Raw genomic sequence first — 21,714 nt, 5'->3', positions numbered from 1 at the left:
CCCACCGCCCCACCGCCCCACCGCGGCGCCGCCAGACCGGTCAGGCCCGGTCAAGCCGGTCAGCTTGACAGCGGGCGGCACCGGCAACGAATATTGACTCAATGAGAACTGATCAGTCGGCAGCGCTCATCACGCGCGCCGGCATCCACGCCGCCCTGGGCGACCCCGCACGCCTTGCCGTGGTGGAGGCCCTGCGCCTGGGCGACGCGTCGCCGTCGGAGCTGCAGTCGGTCGTCAACCTGCCGTCGAACCTGCTCGCGCACCACCTGGCGGTCCTGCAGCGCGTCGGCCTGGTGACCCGGATGCGATCGGAGGGCGACCGCCGCCGCACCTACCTGCGCCTGGTCCCCGCCGCGCTGGACCAGCTGGTGCCGGAGTCGTTGGCGGCCCCCCGGGTCGTGTTCGTGTGCACCCACAACTCCGCCCGGTCGCAGCTCGCCGTCGCACTGTGGAGCCGCCGCAGCGGGGTCCCGGTGGCCTCGGCCGGCACCCACCCCGCCCCCCAGGTGCACCCGGGCGCGCTCGCTGCCGCCCAGCGGCACGGGCTCTCGCTGGGTCGAAGCGTCCCGCGCGCGTTGCCCGACGTCGCCCGCACCGACGACTTCCTCGTGACCGTGTGCGACGCCGCCCACGAGGAGCTCGGCGCGACCGGCCGACTGCACTGGTCGATCCCCGATCCGGTCCGGGTCGGCAGCGACGAAGCGTTCGACCAGGCATTCGACCAGCTCACGCGCCGGGTCGACGATCTCGCCCTCCGCCTCACGACCCCCGCACCCGCCGACCACCACAGGAGCACCCCGTGACCGAGTCCCCCGCCCGCCCCAGCGCCCTGTTCGTCTGCGTCCACAACGCCGGCCGCTCGCAGATGGCCGCCGGGTTCCTCGCCGCCCTGTCCGGCGGTGCCGTCGAGGTCCGCTCGGCCGGCTCGATGCCCGCCGACCAGATCAACCCGGCCGCCGTGGCTGCGATGCTCGAGGTCGGCATCGACCTGCGCACCGAGCACCCCAAGGTCCTCACCACCGAGGCGGTCAAGGCGTCGGACGTCGTGATCACCATGGGCTGCGGCGACGTGTGCCCGATCTTCCCCGGCAAGCGCTACGAGGACTGGAAGCTCGACGACCCGGCCGGCCAGGGCATCGAGTCCGTCCGCCCGATCCGCGACGAGATCCGCGCCCGCGTGCTCACGCTGCTCGACGAGCTGGGCGTCGAGCCGGTCGCGCTGCCCGCCTGACGTCGCGTCGCGCTACCGGCCCGACGACGTCCGCCGGCGCGAACGGGCGAGGGAAGCGCGAGCCGAGCGAGGAGCGGGCGCCATCCGGCGCCCGCTCCTCGCCGGCTCAGGGCTGGGTCGACCGGGTCAGGTACGCGTCGTGCCCCTCGTGGGCGAGACGGAGCTGGTCCGCGAGCTCCTCGGGATCCTTGATCTCGGCGCGGTACTTCGCGGGCAGACCGTTCGTAGCGGCCTCGTCCACGAGCAGCCGCGCGTAGATCTTCTCCCGCTGGGCGGGATCGGCCTCGTAGTCGAGGTCGAGGTACTCCGTCGCGTGCCGACGCGCGCCCGAGATCGCGGCCTGCGCCTTGCCCCGGGGGCTCACCAGGGAGCCGATGACGGTCACCACGAGCACCCCGATGATCACCGACAGCGACACGCTCGTGCTGATCTCGATGACCGGGACCGGCTGACCGTCGTTGATGAACGGCAGGTTGTTCTCGTGCAGGGCGTGCAGCACGAGCTTGACGCCGATGAAGCCGAGGATGGCCGCCAGACCGTAGGACAGGTAGATGAGGCGGTCGAGCAGCCCGTCGATGAGGAAGTACAGCTGGCGCAGCCCCAGCAGCGAGAACGCCGTCGCGGTGAACACGATGAACACGTTCTGCGTGAGCCCGAAGATCGCGGGGATGGAGTCGAGCGCGAACAGGATGTCGGTCCCGCCGATGGCGACCATCACGAGCAGCATCGGCGTCATCACCCGCTTGCCGTTCTCCAGGGTGAACAGCTTGTCGCCGTCGAACCGCTCGGAGGTGCGGAAGACCTTCCGGGCGAGGCGGATCACCAGGTTGTCCGCGGTGTGGCTGTCCTCGCTCTCGGGCCGCAGGAGGTTGCCGGCCGTGACCAGCAGGATCAGCCCGAAGATGTAGAACACCCAGGCGAACGAGTTGATCAGCGCCGCACCGAGCAGGATGAACCCGCTCCGCGCGATGAGCGAGAAGACGATGCCGAACAGCAGCACCTTCTGCTGGTCCTGCCGCGGGACCCGGAAGCTGGACATGATGATGAGGAACACGAAGAGGTTGTCGACCGACAGGGCCTTCTCCGTCACGTACCCGGCGAAGTACTCGGTGCCCATGGTGGTACCGCCGAACACCCAGACGCCGACCCCGAACACGAGGGCGATCCCGATGTACAGGGCCGACCAGAGGCCGGCCTCCTTCAGCGTCGGGCTGTGCGCCTTGCGCACGTGGAAGAAGAAGTCGAACAGCAACAGGCCGATGATGCCGACGATCGTCAGGGTCCAGACCAGGCCAGAGACGTCCACAGAGGTTTCGCTTTCGATGGGTGGGCGCCATAGGTCTCTCCGTCAGCCCATCGAATCGGCTGACCGCTGCACCCGGCCGGGCATCGAAGCCCGGCGTGTTGACGTCTGCAGCGAAGTGGATACTCCCCTATGCGTGGCGTCAGGTTAGCAAGGGTTTCGACCCTCGGCGCTTCAGTCCGTGCCGGGACCCGCTGCGTCCGGACCGGTCGCGTCCGGGCCCGTCACGTCCGACCCGCGCGCCTCGTCCGGCTCAGGGCGCGGCGAGCGCCCGTCCTGGGCGGAGTCGCTCAACCCGGGGAGCAGCTCGTACCGCGTGCGGTAGATGTCCAGCAGGGTGAGCAGCATCGCCACCACCGGGATCGCGAGCAGCGCGCCGGCGATCCCGAACAGCGCCAGGCCCAGGATCGCCGAGGCAAAGCTCACCGCCGGGTGCACGTTCACGGCCCGTGCGCTCAACCGCGGCTCGATCGTGAGGTTCTCGACCTGCTGGTAGGCGATCGCCCAGCCGAGCACGATGACCCCGAGCCAGGGGTTCGGGCTCAACAGCCCGACGATCACGGGCAGGGTGATGGAGATGTAGGTGCCGATCGCGGGCACGAACTGGGCGACGAGCCCGGTCCAGATGCCCAGCGCCAACCACGACGGCAGCCCGATGATCAGGAAGAAGATGCCGCTGGTGGTGCCGTTGATGACCGCGAGCAGCACGCGCACGCTGACGTACCGACCCGTCTTCTCCGCGGTGGTGTCCCAGACGGCGACCGTGAGCTCCTGGATCCGCTGCGGGAAGAGCGAGGCGATCCACAGCCGCAGCCGCGGACCGTCCGCGGACAGGTAGAACGCGAACAGCACGAACATGAACAGGCTCGCGACCGCGCCGGCCACGGACCCGAGGATCGCGAGCACCCCGCCGGCGAGCGTCGCGGCATAGCCGGCGGCCTTCTCCGGCGTCAGGTTGAGGTTGGCGAGGATCTCCGCCAGCTCGTACTCGGTCCCCAGCGTGCGGTTGACCCAGTCGACCGTGCCCTCGATCAGGTTCGGCATGGCCTCGACGAGCTGGCCGACCTGCTCGACGAAGAGCTGACCGAACAGCGCCACGAAGATGACCAGGAACACGACGATCCCGAGCATCACGATCGCCGTCGCGGCGCCCCGGCGCATCCGGCGCGCCAACCAGCTCACCAGCGGGTCCATGGCGAGCGACGCGAACCAGGCCATCAGCACGGTGAACAGCAGCGTGCTGCCGCCCACGAGGATGAATCGGACCGTCAGGGCCACGAGGACGACCCCGAGCACGACGAAGCCGATGCGCCACACGTTGCCGGGATCGAGCATGATGCGGACGGTTCGGACGCTCTCGGGACGGGTTCGTGCGCTGGCGCGCATGGGTGCCTCCTGGGTTTCGCCCATGATGCTCTCGCATCGCACCCGATTCTCCGACCACGCCACCCTGACGACCCGCCCGGAGTTCGCGCCGGGCGGGTCCTGGCCCGCGTCGGGCCAGCGTGCGGTCAGGCTCGCGGGTCAGGCGTCGCGACGCCGGAGCAGGACCGCGGCGGTGGCCAGCAGGACGACGATCCAGCCCGCGAGCACGGCCATCCCGGCGCCCGCGGAGAGCAGACCGTCGGCCGGGGCCACCGAGGTGAACGCCGCGCCCGCGTTCGAGGGCAGGTACGGCACGAGCGCCTCGGCCCAGCTGTCGGGGAGCAGGAGCGGCAGGAGGTTCGGGGCCAGGAGCAGCAGCGTGAACAGCGCCCCGATGGCACCCGCGGCGTGCCGCAGGAGCGCGCCGAGCGCGAGCCCGAGCACGGCGATGGCCGCGAGGTAGACCCCCGTGCCCAGCACCGCCTGGCCCACGCCGGCGTCGGACAGCGAGGCGTTGGCGCCGTCGCCGAAGATGGCCTGGCCGACGAAGAACGCGGCATAGGTCCCGGGCACGGCCACCACGATGGCGACGACCGCGATCACGATCGCCTTGGCCGTCAGCACCGGGACCCGGCGGGGAACCGCCGCCAACGTGGCGCGGATCATGCCGCTCGAGTACTCCCCCGAGATCGCCAGGACCCCGAGGATCCCGAGGATGATCTGCGCCAGCCCGGCCCCGGCAAGGCTGAGGCTGGTCGGGTCGAGCCCGAGGGCGCCTTCACCCGGGCCACCCCCGCGGGCGGGCTCGATGTCGCCGGCCGCGACCGCCGCCGCGAGCGCGCCGAACCCGATGATGACCGCGAGTGCGACCGCGATCGTGATCCACGACGAGCGCAGGCTGGCGAACTTGAACCACTCCGCCCCGACCACCCGCGGCAGGGTCACCTTGAGCCGGCCGGTGTCGGCGCGACTCCGGAGGCCGGTCGCGGGCGCCGACACGGGCGCCGGGACGGTCGGGGGCTGCACAACGGTGGCGGTCATCGTGACGTCACTTCCTGTCGGGTGCCGGCGGGTTCGGGGGCGGGTGCGGTGGGCTCGTACTCGACCGAGTCGTGCGTGAGCTGCATGAACGCCTGCTCGAGCGAGACCTCCGTCGGGATCAGCGCGTGGACGGGTAGCCCGGCCGCGAGCGCACGATCACCGATGACGGCGGCCTCGAGCCCCGTGACCCGCAGCTCGCTCGGCCCCCCGGAGCTCTCGACCGTGACGCCGTCGTCGAGCAGGAGGCGCGCCAGCTCGCTCGCCCGCGGCGAGCGCACCCGCACCACGACGCCCGACGCCGCGCGCTGCATCTCGCTCACCGAGGTGTCGGCGATCAGCTCACCCCGGCCGACCACGATGAGGTGCTCGGCGACCAGGGCGATCTCGGAGATCAGGTGGGACGAGACGAACACCGTGCGGCCCTCGTCCGCGAGGGACTTGAGCAGGTTGCGGATCCACACGATCCCCTCGGGGTCGAGCCCGTTGACCGGCTCGTCCAGGATCACGACGTCGGGGTCCCCGAGCAGGGCCGCCGCGATGCCCAGCCGCTGGCCCATCCCGAGCGAGAACGCCCCCGCACGCTTGCGGCCGACGGTCGACAGGCCCACCAGGTCGAGCACCTCGGTGATCCGCCGGCGCGGGATCCCGGTCGTGGTCGCCAGGGCGAGCAGGTGGTTGTACGCGGAGCGCCCGGGGTGGATGGCGCGGGCCTCGAGCAGGGCGCCGACCTCGTGCAGCGGGGCGACGTGGTCGCGGTAGGGCTTCCCGCCCACGGTCACGGAGCCCGTGTCGGGCCGGTCCAGCCCGACGATCATGCGCATCGTGGTCGACTTGCCGGCCCCGTTGGGACCGAGGAAGCCGGTGACCACGCCAGGCCTGACGGTGAAGCTCAGGTCGTTGACGGCGGTCTTCTTGCCGTAGTTCTTCGTGACGTGCTCGACGACGATCATCGTGCCGTCACCGCGATGTGCAGGAGGTTCCTCATGGGATCCAGCCTGCGCGCCGCGGCCCGGTCACGGCATCGCCCCGCTGCAGTGTCTTCGCCGTCTTCGCCGCGGGAGCGCTACCGCCGCCGCAGTAGGCCGCTCTCGTAGGCGAGGACCACGAGCTGGGCGCGGTCGTGCGCGTCGAGCTTGGTCATCGCGTGGTTGACGTGGGTCTTGACCGTGTGGACGGAGATGACGAGGTGGTCGGCGATGCCATCGTTCGACCGCCCCTCGCCGACCAGGGCCAGGATCTCGCGCTCACGATCGGTCAGCGCGGCCAGGTCCACCTCCGGTCGATCGGGGTCCCGGCTCGCGCCCGCGATCGGCGCGGCGCCCGGAAGCCCCAGGACGCGCTCGATCAGCGACCGGGTCGCGACCGGGGAGAGCAGTGCATCCCCGCGAGCGACCACGCGGATGGCATCGACGAAGCCCTGCGGTTCGGCGCCCTTCCCCATGAAGCCGCTCGCCCCGGCCCGCAGCGCGTCGAGGACGTGCTCGTCGCTCTCGAACGTGGTCAGCACGAGCACCCGGACCCCGGCCAGCCGGGGGTCGGCGCAGATCGTGGCGGTCGCCTCGATGCCGTCCATCTCGGGCATGCGGATGTCCATCAGGACGACGTCGACCGCCCGGTCGCCCGCCACCTGCACCGCCTGCCGGCCCGTCGCTGCCTCCCCGACCACCTCGAAGTCGCTCTCGAGCTCGAGGATGCCCCGCAGGCCCGCCCGGATCAGGGGCTGGTCGTCCGCGATCACGATCCGGATCACGGCGCACCGACGGCAGCGGGAGGTACGGCGCCGGTCGGAGCGGCAGCGGTCGGAACGGCGGCGGTCGGGCGGTACGGGATGACGGCCGTCATCCGGAACGCACCGTGGCCGTCCGGTGCGGCGGACAGCGAGCCGCCGCATGACGCGGCACGCTCGCGCATGCCGATCAGCCCGTGCCCCGGTGCCACCAGGGTCCCCGGCGCGGGTGCGGACGCGGACGCGACCGGGTTGCCCACCGCGAGGGTGAGCGCGTCGGCCCCGTAGGTGAGGCTGAGGTCGGCGCGGGCGCCCGCGCCGTGCTTCGACGCATTGGTCAGCGACTCCTGGACGATCCGGAAGGCGGCGAGGTCGCACGCGCCGTCCAGGGGCTGCGGTCGTCCGGTCGCCCGGGTGCGCACCGTGAAGCCGGTCGCCGCGAACGTCGCCAGCAGGGCGTCGAGGCGGTCGAGCCCCGGCGCCGGTTCGGTGCCCGGCTCGAGCGGGTCGTTCGAGCGCAGCACCTGCAGCACCGCCCCGAGCTCGGCCAGCACGGTGCTCGCCGCGGTCTGCACGTGGGCGAGCGAGGTGTCGACGACGGCGGCGTCGCGCCCCGCGGCGCGGCGAGCCAGGCCCGCGTGGACGTTGATCACCGCGATGTGGTGCGCGACGACGTCGTGCAGCTCCCGCGCGATCCGCAGGCGCTCCTCCGCGATCCGGGCGCGCGCCTCCTGCTCGCGGGTGTCCTCCGCGCGCCGGGCGCGTTCGGCGAGCGCGTCGACGTAGGCGAGCTGGGTGCGCACGGCCACCCCGAGCGCGAACGCGAGCGCCGTCCACACGAGCACGATGAGCATCCGGGGTTCGGTCATCGGCCCGGGAGTCCGCGCACCGGCGGCCCCGAACAGCACGAGCGCCGCCACGAGGGCGGACGGCGCGGACACCCGGCGCGGGCGCACGCACGCCACCGTGAAGACGGCGATCCCGCTCGCGGCGACCAGCGGTGGGCTGAGCACGTCGGCGAGCACGGTGACGATCACCGCGCCCAGCGCCAGAGCGAGCAGCGCGACGGGCCAGCGGGTCCGGACGTAGACGGCCGCACCGACGATCAGCGACAGCCCGACGACGCCCGCCGCCGCGCCCACCGGGAGCTCCTTCTGCGCGACGTCGATGAGCGCCAGGACGGGGACGGCGGCGCTGAGCGCGACGTTGGCGACGAGCCGACCCCGTCCCGGACCGTCGGGGCCGACGAACCAGGGCAGCACCGCGACCCCGCCGTCGTCGTCCACCTTCCAGGGCCGACGCCGCGACGAGGCGGTCACGCGGGCGGGGCAGGCGTCATCGGCGGCGCGACGCCGAGCCACCACGGCCACCCGTGCCCCCAGGTCCGGTGCTCGACGAACCCGAGCGCGACCGCGGCCTCGCGCTCGAGGAACGAGTCAGCCAGCACCATGACCGGGGCGGGGCCGGGGACCGGCTGCGCGCGGGTCCAGGCGAGCGCGGCCCCGAGCAGCGCAGGGTCGGCGGTCCGGCTCGGGATGGCCCGGGAGATCTCGATCAGCACCCAACCCGGCGCGATGGCGGTCAGCGCGGCGAGCAGCTCCTTGCCCAGCTCGGCAGCACCGCGGTGCGGCGGCGTGAGCATCCCGAGCTCGTGGGCCAGGTCGCGCATGACGGCCGGCCGCGGCGGCAGCTGCGACGCCGGGATGGCGGTGACCGCACGCAGGATCGACCCGTCGGCCGCCTGCTCGACCCACAGCGCCCCGTGCTCGAGAGCGACCAGCGTCAGCAGCACCCGCGTGGCCCGCGACATCATCTCGGGCTCGATGTCCTCGGGCGGCGGACCCTCCTGGGTGATCCGCGCGATCGCCGGGATGTCGGACACACCCGCCTTGCGGATCGTGACCAGCCCGGGGGCGCCGACCGAACCGGGGTCGCCGGGTCGATCCGGTGCGTCGGTGCGGACCGGCCTTTCGACGAGGCGGGTCCGAGCGTCGGCGTCCAGGGGCTGCGGGGTCACGATCACCATGGCACCGATTCTCGCAGTGCCCGACGGCGGGTGTCGTCGCCCCAGGCGAGTAGAGGCGGTACCGCGGTCGCGGTACGCGGCCCGCGCCACCGGACCGGTCAGCTGTGCAGCTCGGCGAGCACCGCGTCGGTGAACACCGGCCAGGCCTGCGCGGCCCACGGACCGAAGTCGCGATCCGCGAGCGCGATGCAGCCCACCCCGGCCGCCGGGTCCACCCACGCGAACGTCCCGGCCTGACCGAAGTGCCCGAACGTGCGCGGCGAGCTCAGGGAGCCGGTCCAGTGCGGCTGCTTGCCGCCGCGGATCTCGAAGCCCAGCCCCCAGTCGTTCGGGGCCTGCCGGCCGAACCCGGGCAGCACGCCGGACAACCCGGGGAACGCGACGTCGGTCGCGGTGGCGATCGTGCTCGGGTCGAGCAGCGTGGGGCGCTGCAGCTCGGCGACGAACCGCACGAGGTCGGCCGCGGTCGAGGCCGCGCCGGCCGCAGGTGACCCCAATGTCGTCGTCGTCATCCCGAGCGGGGCCAGCACCGCCTCGCGCACGTAGTCGACGAAGCGGATCCCGGACCTCTGCTCGACGGTCTCGGCCAGCACCTCGAACCCGGCGTTGGAGTAGATCCGCCGCGCGCCGGGCGCCGCCCGGACCGTCCGCTGGGCGAAGTCGAGACCGGACGCGTGCGCCAGCAGGTGCCGCACCGTCGCGCCCGGCGGCCCGGCCTCGTCCGCCAGCGCGAGGGCCCCCTCCTCGACCGCGACGAGCACGGCGACGGCCGTGAGCAGCTTCGTCACCGACGCGAGCGCGAAGACCCGGTCCAGGTCACCGTGCGCACCCAGGACCGACCCGTCGGCGGCCACGACGACCGCCGCGGCATGGTCGACGGGCCACTGCTCGATCGTGCGAACGCTCTCCATGCCCTGACGATAGGCGGGCGGCGGCGGGTGCCCGCGCCACGGTCCGTCCGCACCGATACCGTGGAATGCCCCCGATGCCGGGACGAGTCACCGGCCACGACCGAAGGGACCAACCATGAGCGACGCGGTGCTGCAGACCTACCTGGCCGGGGTCGACGCCCGGGCCGTGCCCGTCGTCACCGCGCTCGACGACGTGATCCGGACCACGCACCCGGAGCTCGAGGCCGCGCTCAAGTACAAGATGCTGATGTACTCCCTGCACGGCGACTGGCGCACCTGGGTCTGCGCCCTCGACGTGACCGGCAAGGGCGTCGGCCTGCGGTTCCTGTACGGCGTGCTGCTCGACGATCCCCGTGCCGTGCTGCGCGCGGGCAGCTCCGTGCTCAAGACCTGGGACCTGGGCTTCGACGACGACGTCGACCCGGTCGCGGTCGGTGCGTACGTCGATGAGGCCGTCACGAAGTACGCCGCCTACAAGGCGAACCCCGACGAGATCCTGGCGTCCAGCCGGGCCACCGCCAAGCCCGCGCGGCCGCCTCGATCACGCGAGTGACCGGCCGACCGACGACGGCGAGCGGTCCGATCAAACTCCGTCGCGGCGGGCGCTCAAGTACGCCCTGCCCGAGCCGATGTAGGTCAGCGGGAGCACGCTCGTGGTCCCGTTCAGTGAAGCCCCGGATGACCCGCCGGCGGGTGCGCACGACGGCCTGAGAGCCCGCCGGGCGCCGACTCGCGCCGACGCCCGGCGAGGCGAGCGAGATGTGGAGAAGCACGTCGTGGGCACGGAGATTCTCGGATGTGCGGCGTCGATGATGTCGCTGATCCTGTGGTGGCCGCAGGCCGCCCGGGTGTGGAAGTTTCGGAACGACCCCGCGCAGCTCGCGGGGATCTCGCGCCTGGGCCAGCTGCTGCTGGTGCTGAGCGGATTGATCTGGATGACCTACGCGGTGCTCACCGGGTCCCTGTGGGTGGGCGTGTCCGTGTCGACCAACATCCCGCTCGGCCTGCTCACCCTCGCGATCCTGTCGCAGAGCCGCTGGCAGGAGTGCCCCGACGCGACCGTCCTCGCCGGCTCGCCGTTCGTGGCGTTGGCCTCCCCCGTCGGCGCGCTGGTCTAGCCCGCGTCTGGTCCAGCGGGCTCACAGGCGTCAGTCCAGGTCGAGGAGCGCGAGCACGGCCCTGTCGATCTGCTGCATCTGGTCCAGCGGCAGGTAGCCGACGTACTCCCCCAGTCGCGCCTGCGGATCCACTGCCGTCATCGCGTCGCAGACGGCCACCGTCTCGCCATGGTGCGGGATGGTCACCGCCGGCCTGAAGATGTACCGCTGCGCACGGGTGCTGGTGGGCACGACCAGCCAGGTGCTCAAGTGTTCGAGCCTGGACGACTGCACGACGACGGCGAACCGCGGTCCGCGCTGTTCGTGCCCCTTGGTTGAGGCTGCCTTCAGGACGAAGACGTCGCCTCTCATTCGCCGGTGAGGTCGCGCAGCAACGAGGCGACCTCCGCCCGATCCGCGGGGTCGGCAGCCGCCCGGCGTGCGTCGATCTCGGCCTGCCGGCGCCAGGTTTCCCTGCGGATCAGGGCAATGCCCTCGCGGACGAGGTCGTCAACGCTCTCGCGCCGCTCAGCGCTGAGCGCATTGAGCTCGTCACGGGTCGAGGTGCGGACACGGACCGTGGTCGTTTCACTCATGCAGGCAATCTACTTCACGTCTACACGATCCGCCGGGGCAGCCCGCCGAAGACTCGGATGCCCTGTGCTGAGCAGGCCCGTGCGAGCCGCCGCCTACGCTGTTCAAGGCCCCAACCGGACAGACCGCGTCACTCAACCCAGTGATCGAAAGGCAACGTGATGGCGAACCGCCTGGCCGCGTCCACGAGTCCGTACCTGCTCCAGCACGCTCACAACCCGGTCGACTGGTTCGAGTGGGGCGACGACGCGTTCGCCGAGGCGCGACGGCTGGACCGACCGCTGATGATCTCCGTCGGCTACGCCGCGTGCCACTGGTGCCATGTGATGGCGCACGAGTCGTTCGAGGACGACGCGACCGCCGCGTACCTCAACAGCCACTTCGTCAACGTCAAGGTCGACCGCGAGGAACGCCCCGACGTCGATGCGGTCTACCTCGCCGCGACGCAGGCCATGACCGGGTCAGGCGGGTGGCCGATGACCGTGTTCGCCCTGCCGACCGGCGAGCCGTTCTTCTGCGGGACGTACTTCCCGGCCGAACCGATGAGCGGGCAGGCGTCGTTCCGGCAGGTCCTCGAGGCGATCACCGCTGCGTGGCACGGTCGGCGGGACGAGCTCGTGGACAGCTCCGACGAGCTGCGCGCCGTGCTCGCGGAGCGTCCCGTCGCCGGGCCGGCGGGCGGCTTCCCGGCTCCCACGGAGCTCGAGCTCCAGCTGGGCGCGGCGCTGAGCCTCCTCGCGCGCCAGTTCGATCCCGCGCACGGGGGGTTCGGCCGGGCGCCGAAGTTCCCGCCGTCGATGGTGCTCGAGTGGCTGCTGCGCCGCGCGGCACGGACCGGGGATGCCCGCCCGCTCGCGATGGCGGAGCACACGCTCGAGGCGATGGCCCGCGGGGGGATCTACGACCAGCTCGGTGGCGGGTTCGCGCGCTACTCGGTCGACGAGCGGTGGGTCGTGCCGCACTTCGAGAAGATGTTGTACGACAACGCGCTGCTGCTACGCGTCTACGCGCACTGGTGGCGGGCGACCGGCTCGCCGCTGGCCCGGCGCGTGGTCGAGGAGACGGCCGGGTGGCTGATCCGCGACCTCGGCACCCCCGAGGGAGGTTTCGCGTCCTCGCTGGACGCCGACAGCGAGGGCCACGAGGGGACCTACTACGTGTGGACCCCGGCCCAGCTCCGGGAGATCCTCGGGCCCGACGACGGCCCGTGGGCCGCGGGGCTGTGGTCGGTCACGCCGGTCGGCACGTTCGAGCGGGGCTCGTCGGTGCTGCAGCTGCTGTCCGATCCGGACCCCGTCGACGGCGGGCGGTACGGGTCCGTCCGCGAGCGCCTGAGCACCGCCCGCGACCGGCGGGTGCGGCCCGCGCGTGACGACAAGGTCGTGGCGGGGTGGAACGGCCTGGTGATCGCGGCGCTGGCCGAGGCCGGCGCCCTCCTGGACCGGCCCGAGTGGGTCGCGGCGGCGACGACGGCCGCGGAGCTGCTCGTGCGGGTGCACCTGCGACCCGCCGCGCCCGGCCCGCGGCCGGGGTCTGCCCGGCCGCGGCTGGTCCGCACCTCCCGGGCCGGTCGCGCGGGCACGTCGGCCGCGGTGCTGGAGGACTACGCCGACGTGGCCGAGGGCCTGCTCGCCCTGGCGGCCGTCACGTCGGACGACCGGTGGCGCACCCTTGCCGGCGAGCTGCTCGACACCGTGCTCACCGAGTTCCGGGACGAGGACCGCGGGTTCTTCGACACCGCGGCCGACGAGACCGACCCGGTGCTGGCGCGGATCCGCCGACCGCGCGATCCGGCGGACGGCCCGGCCCCGTCGGGTGCGGCCGCGGCGGCCGGCGCCCTGGTGACCTCGGCCGCGCTGACGGGATCGACCCCGCACCGGATCGCCGCCGAGCAGGCGCTCACCGAGATCCTCGGCCTGGCCGAGCAGTACCCGCGCGCGGCCGGTTGGGGGCTCGCGATCGCCGAGGCGATCGCGGACGGGCCGCGCACGATCGCCGTCGTCGGCCCCTGGACCCACGAGGCGACCCGGGCGCTGCACCGCTCGGCGCTGCGAGGCACGGCGCCCGGGGCGGTCGTCGCCGTCGGCGACCCCGACGACAGCGCCCCGCTCCCCGCGATCCTGGTCGACCGACCGCTGGTGGCGGGCCGACCGGCGGCCTACGTCTGTCGCGACGGTGTGTGCGGTCTGCCGATCACGGCGGCCGACGTGCTCGCCCGGAGCCTCGGCGCGCGCGTGGGCGAGGGTGACGCGGGCGAGGGTGACGCGAGCTAGCTGTTCTCGGCCGCGATCCGGGCCCGGCAGGCCGCGCACAGCCCGAACAGCTCCATGGTGTGCTCGATCTCGGTGAACCCGTGCGCAGCGCCGACCTTCGTCGCCCAGGCCTCCACGCTCGGCCCGTCGATCTCGACCGCCGTGCCGCACGAGCGGCAGACCAGGTGATGGTGATGGGCGCGCTTGTCGCAGCGGCGGTAGAGCGCCTCGCCCTCGCCCGAGCGCAGGACGTCGACGTCGCCGGTCTCGCTGAGCGCCTGCATCGCGCGGTAGACGGTCGCGAGCCCGACCGTCGAGCCCTTCGCGGTCAGCAGGTCGTGCAGCTGCTGCGCGCTGCGGAACTCCTCGACGTCATCGAGGAGCTCGATGATCGCGGCGCGCTGACGCGTGTTCCGCTGCTGCACCGCCACGACCCCAGCTCCCTCATCCGTTCGCCACTGCATCGGTGGATCTGTCGGGTTGACATGCTAGCTCCCGCGCTCGGGACCGAGGCCGGTCGGGCACCGCGCACCGCATCCCAGCCCCGCGCCTGGCATTGTGTGCCCATGCAGATCTGGCCTGGACACCCTTACCCGCTCGGCGCGACGTACGACGGCGCGGGCACGAACTTCGCCCTCTTCTCCGAGGCGGCCGACAAGGTCGAGCTCTGCCTGATCGCCGAGGACGGTGCCGAGACCCGCATCGAGCTGCGCGAGGTCGACGCGTTCGTGTGGCACTGCTACCTGCCCGAGCTGGCCCCCGGTCAGCGCTACGGCTACCGCGTCTGGGGCCCGTACGACCTGCCCAACGGGAACCGCTGCAACCCGAACAAGCTCCTGCTCGACCCGTACGCGAAGGCGATCGACGGTCAGATCGACGGCGACGAGTCGCTGTTCTCCTACCGGTTCGACGCCCCGGACGAGCGCAACGACGACGACTCCGCCGGGCACACCATGACGTCGGTCGTGGTCAACCCCTACTTCGACTGGGGCTACGACCACCCGCCGCAGCACGACTACCACGTGAGCGTCATCTACGAGGCTCACGTCAAGGGCCTGACCCAGCTGCACCCCGACGTCCCCGAACGGCTGCGCGGCACCTACGCCGGCATGGCCCACCCGGCGATCATCGAGCACCTCACCAAGCTCGGGATCACCGCGATCGAGCTCATGCCCGTGCACCAGTTCGTCAACGACCCGCACCTCGTCGACAAGGGCCTGTCGAACTACTGGGGCTACAACACGATCGGGTTCTTCGCCCCGCACAACGGCTTCGCCGCGTCCGCGCAGCCCGGCCAGCAGGTGCAGGAGTTCAAGTCGATGGTCAAGACCCTGCACGAGGCGAACATCGAGGTCATCCTCGATGTGGTCTACAACCACACCGCCGAGGGCAACCACCTCGGCCCGACGCTGTCGATGCGTGGCATCGACAACGCCGCGTACTACCGGCTCGTCGACACCGACAAGGCCCACTACTTCGACACCACCGGCACCGGCAACTCGCTGCTGATGCGCCACCCGCACGTGCTCCAGCTGATCATGGACTCGCTGCGGTACTGGGTCACCGAGATGCACGTGGACGGCTTCCGGTTCGACCTCGCCTCGACGCTGGCCCGCCAGTTCCACGAGGTCGACCGGCTCTCGGCGTTCTTCGACATGGTCCAGCAGGACCCGGTCATCAGCCAGGTCAAGCTGATCGCGGAGCCGTGGGACCTGGGCGACGGCGGCTACCAGGTCGGCGGCTTCCCGCCCCTGTGGAGCGAGTGGAACGGCGACTACCGCGACACCGTCCGGGACTTCTGGCGTGGCGAGCCGTCCACGCTGGGCAAGTTCGCCAGCCGGGTCACCGGCTCGTCCGACCTGTACGAGCACACCGGCCGCAAGCCCATCGCGTCGGTCAACTTCATCACCGCGCACGACGGGTTCACGCTCGCCGACCAGGTGTCGTACAACGAGAAGCACAACGACGCCAACGGGGAGGGCGGGGCCGACGGCGAGAGCCACAACCGCTCCTGGAACTGCGGCGCCGAGGGCCCCACCGACGACCCCACGATCAACGCGCTGCGCGCCCGCCAGCAGCGCAACTTCCTCACCACGCTGCTGCTCTCCCAGGGCGTGCCGATGCTCGCCCACGGCGACGAGCTCGGCCGCACCCAGCAGGGCAACAACAACGTGTACGCCCAGGACAACGAGCTCTCCTGGGTGCACTGGGACCTCAGCCCCGCCCAGCAGGAGCTCCTCGACTTCACCCGCCGCGTGGTCCACCTGCGCCGGGACCACCCGGTGCTCCGCCGCCGCCGGTTCTTCGCCGGCCAGCCCGATCGGCACGACGAGTCCGACCTGCGCGACATCGCCTGGCTCGAGCCCTCGGGCGAGCCCATGCAGCAGGAGGCCTGGCAGCTGTTCCACGCCCGCGCCGTCATGGTCTTCCTCAACGGCGACGCGATCAGCGAGCCCGACCTGCGGGGCGAGGAGATCGTCGACGACAGCTTCCTGGTCATGTTCAACGCGAGCGACCGGGAGCTGACGTTCGTCGTGCCGCCGCCCTCCTTCGGCGCCACCTGGACCTGTGTCCTGGACAGTGGCCACAGCCTGGAGAACGGGCAGACGGTCACCACGAACTCACCGGTCCAGGTGGCCGCGCGCAGCACCGTGGTGCTGACCCGGCTGGCCGGTGCCGCCGGCGTCGAGGCGGCGGCGGCCACCGTGTCCGAGGCCACCGCCCTGGCTGAGGCCGCGGGCGCCGGTGCCGCAGCGGCGGGCGCGGCAGCAGCCGAGGCCGAGGCCGCCGCCGTGAGCCCGCCGACCGAACCGCCGACGACGGCCGCCAAGGCACCGCGGCGCCGCGCGACGAAGAAGGCCAAGCCCAAGGCCGACGACGCGGCCGGCACCGACCCGACGGAGGTGGCGTGAGCGACGCGCCGGAGGGCACCCAGGCCGGCTCGGCCCGGCGGCGGCCCGGCCCCGGCCGACCGGTCCCGGTCTCGACCTACCGGCTGCAGCTCGGCAGCGACCTCACCCTGGACGACGCCGCCGCGCTCGTCCCGTACCTCGCGGACCTGGGCGTCACGCACGTCTACCTCTCCCCCGTGCTGACCGCCGCGCCCGGCTCGACGCACGGCTACGACGTCGTCGACCACACCGAGATCGCGCCGCTGCTGGGCGGGCGGGCGGCCCTCGACCGGCTCGCCGCCGCGGCCCACGGGCGCGGGCTCGGGCTCATCCTCGACATCGTGCCCAACCACATGGCCGTGCCGACCCCGGTCTGGCACAACCGCGCGCTGTGGTCGGTGCTGAGCGACGGTCCCGAGTCCGAGTACGCCGCGTGGTTCGACGTCGACTGGTCGGCGGGCGAGGGTGCGCTGCTCATGCCGGTCCTGGGCGACCGGATCGGGGCCGTGCTCGCTTCCGGCGAGCTCGTCCTGGACCGCGCGGTCATCCCGGGGCACGAGGACGCCGGCGAGATCGACGTGCTCCGCTACCACGAGCACGTCTTCCCGGTCCGGACCGGCACGGCCGCCCTCCCGCTGGGCGAGCTCGTCGACCGCCAGCACTACCGCCTGGCCTACTGGCGGGTCGCGGACGAGGAGCTCAACTACCGGCGGTTCTTCGACGTCGGCACGCTCGCGGCCATCCGCGTGGAGGACCCCGAGGTCTTCGACGCGTCCCACGCCCTGGTCCTCGAGCTCCTTGCCGCCGGCATCATCGACGGCCTGCGCATCGACCACCCCGACGGCCTGGCCGACCCGGGCGGATACCTCTCGCGCCTCGCGGACGCGACCGACGGCGCCTGGGTCGCCGTCGAGAAGATCCTGGCCGGCGACGAGGAGCTCCCCGCCGACTGGGTCACCGTCGGCACCACCGGCTACGAAGGCCTGTGGCGGCTGCAGTCGACGTTCACGGACCCGGGCGGCGCCACGACCCTGGGCGCCCTCATGCACCGGATCACCGGAGACAGCCCGGCCGATCTGCCCCGCATCATCGACCAGGCCAAGCGCGAGATCGTCGACGGCGCCCTGTACGCCGAGGTCCACCGGCTCACCGAGCTCGCCGCCAGCATCTGCCGGGACGACCTGCGGCTGCGGGACCACACCTGGCGAGCCCTCCAGGACTGCCTGATCGAGCTGCTGGTCGCCTTCGACCGGTACCGCGCCTACGTCGTGCCCGGCGAGGCGATGCACCCTGCGAGCGCCGAGGCCCTGGGCGCGGCGGCCGAGATCGCCCGGGCGCGGCTGACACCGGAGCGGTCCGCCACCATGGATGTGCTCGTGGACCTGCTGATGGGCCGCGAGGCCGGCAGCGCCGGGCGCACCCGCGGTGCCCGCCGGGACGAGCTCGTGGTCCGGTTCCAGCAGACCTGCGGGGCCGTCATGGCCAAGGGGGTCGAGGACACCGCGTTCTACCGCTGGACGCACGAGGTCGGGCTGTGCGAGGTCGGCGGCGAGCCGAGCCGGTTCTCGTTCCGGCTCGAGGAGCTGCACGCCTGGGCCGCGCGCGCCCAGTGGCAGACGCCGGTCGGCATGACCACGCTGTCCACGCACGACACCAAGCGCGGCGAGGACACCCGCAACCGCCTCGGGGTGCTCACCGAGCTGTCCACCGAGTGGGCGGTGCTGGTCGACGACCTGCGGGCCGCGAGCGCGGGCTACCGCACCGCCCTGCTCGACGGGCGGACCGAGAACCTGCTCTGGCAGACCCTCGCGGGCACCTGGTCCGAGGACGGCCCGATCGCCACCGGCCGGGTCACCGAGTACCTCATCAAGGCGGCCCGGGAGTCCAAGGACCGGACCCGCTGGACCGCGCCCGACGAGGCCTACGAGGCGGCGCTGATCGAGGTGGCGACGCGCGCCCTCGCCGACCCGAAGGTGGCCGAGCTGTTCGGCGACTGGGTCGCACGCACGGCGGTCGGGGTCCAGGTGGCCACCCTCGGCACCAAGCTGGTGCAGCTGACCATCCCCGGCGTGGCCGACGTCTACCAGGGCACGGAGGTGCCCACGCTCACCCTGGTCGACCCGGACAACCGTCGCCCGGTCGACCACGACGCGCTGGCCGCCCGGCTCGCCCGGCTCGACACCGGGACGACCCCGCGCGACCTGGCCGACGAGAAGCTGCTCGTCACCTCGCGGGCCCTGCGCCTGCGCCGGGACCTGCCCGAGGCGTTCATCGGGACGCACGCGGGGTACACCCCGCTCGCGACCTCGACCGGCCACGCGTTCGCGTTCGCACGCACCGTGGACGGCGCCCCGCAGGTCGTCACGCTCGCCACCCGGCTCGCCGTCGGCCTCGACCGGCTGCGCGGCTGGGCCGGGCACACCATCGCACTGCCGGAGGGTGACTGGGTCGACGTGCTCTCGGACCGCGTCGTCACCGGCGGCGTGCAACCCATCGCCCCGCTCCTCGAGCGGCTCCCGGTGGCGCTCCTCGTGCGAGCCGGACTGTGACGGCCTTCCGCCCGTTCGTCTGGGCCCCCGACGCGGTCTCGGTCGACCTCGACCTGGGCCCGGCCCCGTCCGGGCCGACCAGCGCACCGGTCGCGCTCGTGCGCGGCGACGGCGGCCGGTGGCACCTGCCCGACGACGCCCCCGGGCTCGCCCACGGCACGGACTACGCGTTCGCGGTCGACGGCGGCCCGCCGCGTCCCGACCCCCGATCCGCCTGGCAGCCGGCCGGCGTGCACGCGGCCAGCCGGGTCTTCGACACCGCCGCCTTCGCCTGGCCGGACACCGTCTGGGCCGGCCGGGACGTCCGCGACTCGGTCATCTACGAGCTGCACGTCGGGACGTTCACCCCGGCCGGCACCCTCGACGCCGCCATCGAACGGCTCGACCACCTCGCCACCCTCGGGATCGACCTGATCGAGCTCATGCCGCTGGCCGCCTTCGAGGGCACGCACGGCTGGGGGTACGACGGCGTCGACCTGTACGCGGTGCATGAGCCGTACGGCGGTCCGGCCGCGCTGCAGCGCTTCGTCGCCGCCGCGCACGTGCGCGGGCTCGCGGTCTGCCTGGACGTGGTCTACAACCACCTCGGGCCCTCCGGGAACTACCTCGACACGTTCGGCCCGTACTTCACCGAGACGCACCACACCCCGTGGGGTCGCGCGGTCAACCTCGACGGCCCCGGCGCGGACGAGGTCCGGCGGTGGATCTGCGACAACGCGCTGCGGTGGCTGCGCGACTTCCATCTCGACGCGCTGCGGCTGGACGCCGTGCACGCGCTGGTCGACGACTCGCCCCGGCACCTCCTGGCGCAGCTCTCGGACGAGGTCGCCGAGCTCTCGCGCGCCGTCGGGCGGCCGCTGTCGCTCATCGCGGAGTCGGACCGCAACGACCCGGCGACGGTGACCCCGGTCGCCAGTTCGGGCCTGGGCATGACCGCCCAGTGGGCCGACGACGTCCACCATGCCATCCACGCGCTGCTCACCGGCGAGCGTCAGGGCTACTTCGCCGACACCGGGACCCCTGCGGCGCTGACCGCGGCCCTCACCCGCGTCTTCGTGCCCGACGGCGGCTGGTCCGGGTTCCGGGGCAAGCCCTGGGGCGCGCCGGTGCCCGCGGACCTGGACGGGCACCGGTTCGTCGTGTTCGGCTCCGACCACGACCAGGTCGGCAACCGCGCCCTCGGCGACCGGCCCTCCGACCACCTCGACGCGGGTGCGCTCGCCGCCTCGGCCGCCCTCGTGCTGACCTCGCCGTACACCCCGATGATCTTCATGGGCGAGGAGTGGGGCGCCCGCACGCCCTGGCTCTACTTCACCGACCACTCCGACCCCGATCTGGCCGAGGCGGTCCGGGTCGGGCGCCGCGCCGAGTTCGCCACGCACGGCTGGGCGGAGCTGTACCCGAGCGTCGCGATCGACGGCACGCTGGACGTGCCCGACCCGCAGTCCCCGGCGACCCTCGCGGCCAGCCGGCTGGACTGGGACGAGCCGGCCCGGCCCGCGAGCGCCCGCCTGCTCGACTGGTACCGCGAGCTGATCACGCTGCGCCGGACCGTGGCCGACCTCGGCAGCGGCGACCGCCGCCGGACGAGCGTGCGGTGGGACACCACCGCCGGCTGGGCCACCCCGGCGGACGCGTCCTGGATCGTGGTGCACCGCGGCGACGTCCGGGTCGTGGTGAACCTGTCCGCGGAGGAACGGCGGGTCCCGCTCGAGCTGTCGGGGACCGGCCAGGTGCTCGCGAACTGGGGTGCGGCGTTCCTCGCGAACGGCGACGCCGTCCTGCCCGGGCGCTCGGTCGCCGTCGTCGGGCACCAGGGACCGCCCGAACAATAGGCTCGACCAAAGAGCAACCCGGGGAGGAACCATGGCCAAGGACGGTTGGACCAGGCCCGCACGCGAGGCGCTTCGGCCGGACCGGGGCTTCCGCCTGGCGGACCTCGACCCGTCGTCGACCCCGGGCTGGAAGGGCGACTCGGAGGACGCCGAGGCCCGGCTGGCCGAGGTCGGCCTCGAGCTCGCCGAGCTCCAGGAACGCCTCTTCGCGCAGAGCCGGACCGGGGGCAGCCGCTCGGTCCTGCTCGTGCTGCAGGGCATGGACACCTCCGGCAAGGGCGGGATCGTGCGGCACGTCATCGGCTACGTCGAGCCGCAGGGCGTCACGCACCGGGCGTTCGGGGTGCCGACCGAGCAGGAACGCGCGCACCACTACCTGTGGCGGATCGGGCAGGCGCTCCCCGAGCCCGGCCGGATCGGCGTCTTCGACCGCTCGCACTACGAGGACGTGCTCGTGGTGCGCGTGCACGACCTCGTCCCGCCGACCGTCTGGGGTGCGCGCTACGAGGAGATCAACGACTTCGAGAAGGACGTGGTCGACTCCGGCACGACGGTGGTGAAGGTCGCCCTGGTCATCTCCCCGGACGAGCAGCGGGCCCGGTTGCGCGAGCGGCTGGACCGCGAAGACAAACGCTGGAAGTACAAGCCCGGTGATCTGGACGAGCGCGTGCTCTGGCCCCGGTACACCGAGGCCTACCAGGCGGTGTTCGACCGGACCAACACCGATCGTGCGCCGTGGTTCGTGATCCCGGCCGACCGCAAGTGGTACGCCCGGCTCGCCGTCGCCGAGCTGTTGACCCAGGCGCTGCGCGATCTCGACCCCCGCTGGCCCCCGGTCACGTTCGACGTCGAGGCCGAGAAGGACCGGCTGGACGCCCAGGTGCTCTGACCCG

20 protein-coding genes are annotated in these 21,714 nt (G+C 72.8%); 9 read left to right on the top strand and 11 right to left on the bottom strand.

Translation table 11 applies throughout. From position 1 onward, the window contains the following. Nucleotides 1–101: 101 nt before the first annotated feature. Together EUA98_RS13765 and EUA98_RS13760 are read left to right on the top strand one after the other, a co-directional pair. Nucleotides 102–803: an arsenate reductase/protein-tyrosine-phosphatase family protein gene (locus EUA98_RS13765; protein ID WP_130103263.1), complete on the top strand. Its 702-nt coding sequence runs from the start codon at nucleotides 102–104 to the stop codon at nucleotides 801–803. After that, nucleotides 800–1,231: an arsenate reductase ArsC gene (locus EUA98_RS13760; protein WP_130103262.1), complete on the top strand. Its 432-nt coding sequence runs from the start codon at nucleotides 800–802 to the stop codon at nucleotides 1,229–1,231. Before EUA98_RS13765 ends, EUA98_RS13760 begins: the two co-directional genes overlap by 4 nt. Nucleotides 1,232–1,337: 106 nt before the next feature. Here EUA98_RS13760 and EUA98_RS13755 read toward each other — a convergent pair whose 3' ends face one another. From EUA98_RS13755 to EUA98_RS13720, 8 genes are all read right to left on the bottom strand, one after another. Further along, the gene (locus tag EUA98_RS13755; protein WP_130103261.1) at nucleotides 1,338–2,537 is read right to left on the bottom strand and encodes a TerC family protein; all 1,200 of its coding nucleotides are present in this window, start codon (nucleotides 2,535–2,537) and stop codon (nucleotides 1,338–1,340) included. 171 nt (nucleotides 2,538–2,708) lie between these two features. Further along, nucleotides 2,709–3,920: an AI-2E family transporter gene (locus EUA98_RS13750; RefSeq protein ID WP_130103260.1), complete on the bottom strand. Its 1,212-nt coding sequence runs from the start codon at nucleotides 3,918–3,920 to the stop codon at nucleotides 2,709–2,711. Nucleotides 3,921–4,058: 138 nt separating this feature from the next. Further along, the gene (locus tag EUA98_RS13745) at nucleotides 4,059–4,940 is read right to left on the bottom strand and encodes an ABC transporter permease subunit (protein WP_130103259.1); all 882 of its coding nucleotides are present in this window, start codon (nucleotides 4,938–4,940) and stop codon (nucleotides 4,059–4,061) included. Then, nucleotides 4,937–5,890, bottom strand: a complete 954-nt coding sequence (locus tag EUA98_RS13740) for an ABC transporter ATP-binding protein (RefSeq protein WP_130103258.1) — start codon at nucleotides 5,888–5,890, stop codon at nucleotides 4,937–4,939. The genes EUA98_RS13745 and EUA98_RS13740 overlap by 4 nt, the downstream gene beginning before the upstream one ends. 113 nt (nucleotides 5,891–6,003) lie before the next feature. Continuing rightward, complete coding sequence (locus EUA98_RS13735) at nucleotides 6,004–6,690, bottom strand: response regulator (RefSeq protein WP_207219094.1); 687 nt, start codon at nucleotides 6,688–6,690, stop codon at nucleotides 6,004–6,006. Then, on the bottom strand, nucleotides 6,687–7,985 hold the full coding sequence (locus tag EUA98_RS13730) for a sensor histidine kinase (protein WP_165372839.1): 1,299 nt from the start codon (nucleotides 7,983–7,985) through the stop codon (nucleotides 6,687–6,689). The genes EUA98_RS13735 and EUA98_RS13730 overlap by 4 nt, the downstream gene beginning before the upstream one ends. Continuing rightward, nucleotides 7,982–8,692, bottom strand: a complete 711-nt coding sequence (locus tag EUA98_RS13725; RefSeq protein WP_130103255.1) for a hypothetical protein — start codon at nucleotides 8,690–8,692, stop codon at nucleotides 7,982–7,984. Before EUA98_RS13725 ends, EUA98_RS13730 begins: the two co-directional genes overlap by 4 nt. Nucleotides 8,693–8,790: 98 nt before the next feature. Next, entirely contained in the window at nucleotides 8,791–9,603 is an 813-nt protein-coding gene (locus EUA98_RS13720) for a serine hydrolase domain-containing protein (protein WP_130103254.1), read from the bottom strand. 115 nt (nucleotides 9,604–9,718) lie between these two features. On the opposite strand from EUA98_RS13720, the gene EUA98_RS13715 reads away from it, so the two are divergent. Continuing rightward, nucleotides 9,719–10,156: a DUF1801 domain-containing protein gene (locus EUA98_RS13715; RefSeq protein ID WP_130103253.1), complete on the top strand. Its 438-nt coding sequence runs from the start codon at nucleotides 9,719–9,721 to the stop codon at nucleotides 10,154–10,156. A 223-nt stretch (nucleotides 10,157–10,379) separates the two neighbouring features. Beyond that, nucleotides 10,380–10,721 carry a hypothetical protein gene (locus tag EUA98_RS13710; RefSeq protein WP_130103252.1) on the top strand — a complete coding sequence of 114 codons (342 nt, stop codon included), beginning with the start codon at nucleotides 10,380–10,382 and terminating at the stop codon, nucleotides 10,719–10,721. Nucleotides 10,722–10,751: 30 nt separating this feature from the next. Here EUA98_RS13710 and EUA98_RS13705 read toward each other — a convergent pair whose 3' ends face one another. Then, nucleotides 10,752–11,072 (bottom strand): type II toxin-antitoxin system PemK/MazF family toxin, encoded by a 321-nt coding sequence (locus EUA98_RS13705; RefSeq protein WP_130103251.1) that lies wholly within the window; start codon nucleotides 11,070–11,072, stop codon nucleotides 10,752–10,754. Beyond that, nucleotides 11,069–11,296, bottom strand: a complete 228-nt coding sequence (locus EUA98_RS13700; RefSeq protein WP_130103250.1) for a hypothetical protein — start codon at nucleotides 11,294–11,296, stop codon at nucleotides 11,069–11,071. The genes EUA98_RS13705 and EUA98_RS13700 overlap by 4 nt, the downstream gene beginning before the upstream one ends. 159 nt (nucleotides 11,297–11,455) lie before the next feature. Here EUA98_RS13700 and EUA98_RS13695 point away from each other — a divergent pair, with 159 nt between their 5' ends. After that, entirely contained in the window at nucleotides 11,456–13,567 is a 2,112-nt protein-coding gene (locus EUA98_RS13695) for a thioredoxin domain-containing protein (protein ID WP_130103249.1), read from the top strand. Here EUA98_RS13695 and EUA98_RS13690 read toward each other — a convergent pair. Then, nucleotides 13,564–13,977 carry a Fur family transcriptional regulator gene (locus tag EUA98_RS13690; protein ID WP_434063499.1) on the bottom strand — a complete coding sequence of 138 codons (414 nt, stop codon included), beginning with the start codon at nucleotides 13,975–13,977 and terminating at the stop codon, nucleotides 13,564–13,566. The two genes, EUA98_RS13695 and EUA98_RS13690, sit on opposite strands and share 4 nt — an antisense overlap. Before the next feature lie 135 nt (nucleotides 13,978–14,112). On the opposite strand from EUA98_RS13690, the gene glgX reads away from it, so the two are divergent. Genes glgX through EUA98_RS13670 form a run of 4 tightly spaced genes read left to right on the top strand, consistent with a single transcriptional unit; the run spans nucleotide 14,113 to nucleotide 21,710 of the window. Continuing rightward, nucleotides 14,113–16,458, top strand: coding sequence for a glycogen debranching protein GlgX (gene glgX / locus EUA98_RS13685; protein ID WP_130103247.1), 2,346 nt, complete (start codon nucleotides 14,113–14,115; stop codon nucleotides 16,456–16,458). After that, nucleotides 16,455–18,986, top strand: coding sequence for a malto-oligosyltrehalose synthase (gene treY / locus EUA98_RS13680; RefSeq protein WP_130103246.1), 2,532 nt, complete (start codon nucleotides 16,455–16,457; stop codon nucleotides 18,984–18,986). Before glgX ends, treY begins: the two co-directional genes overlap by 4 nt. Next, nucleotides 18,983–20,821 (top strand): malto-oligosyltrehalose trehalohydrolase, encoded by a 1,839-nt coding sequence (treZ, locus tag EUA98_RS13675; protein WP_130103245.1) that lies wholly within the window; start codon nucleotides 18,983–18,985, stop codon nucleotides 20,819–20,821. Before treY ends, treZ begins: the two co-directional genes overlap by 4 nt. Nucleotides 20,822–20,852: 31 nt before the next feature. Further along, on the top strand, nucleotides 20,853–21,710 hold the full coding sequence (locus tag EUA98_RS13670; RefSeq protein ID WP_130103244.1) for a PPK2 family polyphosphate kinase: 858 nt from the start codon (nucleotides 20,853–20,855) through the stop codon (nucleotides 21,708–21,710). The last annotated feature ends 4 nt before the right edge of the window (nucleotides 21,711–21,714 follow it).

This window comes from Pengzhenrongella frigida (genome assembly GCF_004168625.1).
Lineage (GTDB): Bacteria > Actinomycetota > Actinomycetes > Actinomycetales > Cellulomonadaceae > Pengzhenrongella > Pengzhenrongella frigida.
The sequence above is the reverse complement of the archived record's forward strand: the minus strand, read 5'-3'. Positions and strand labels throughout refer to the sequence as shown.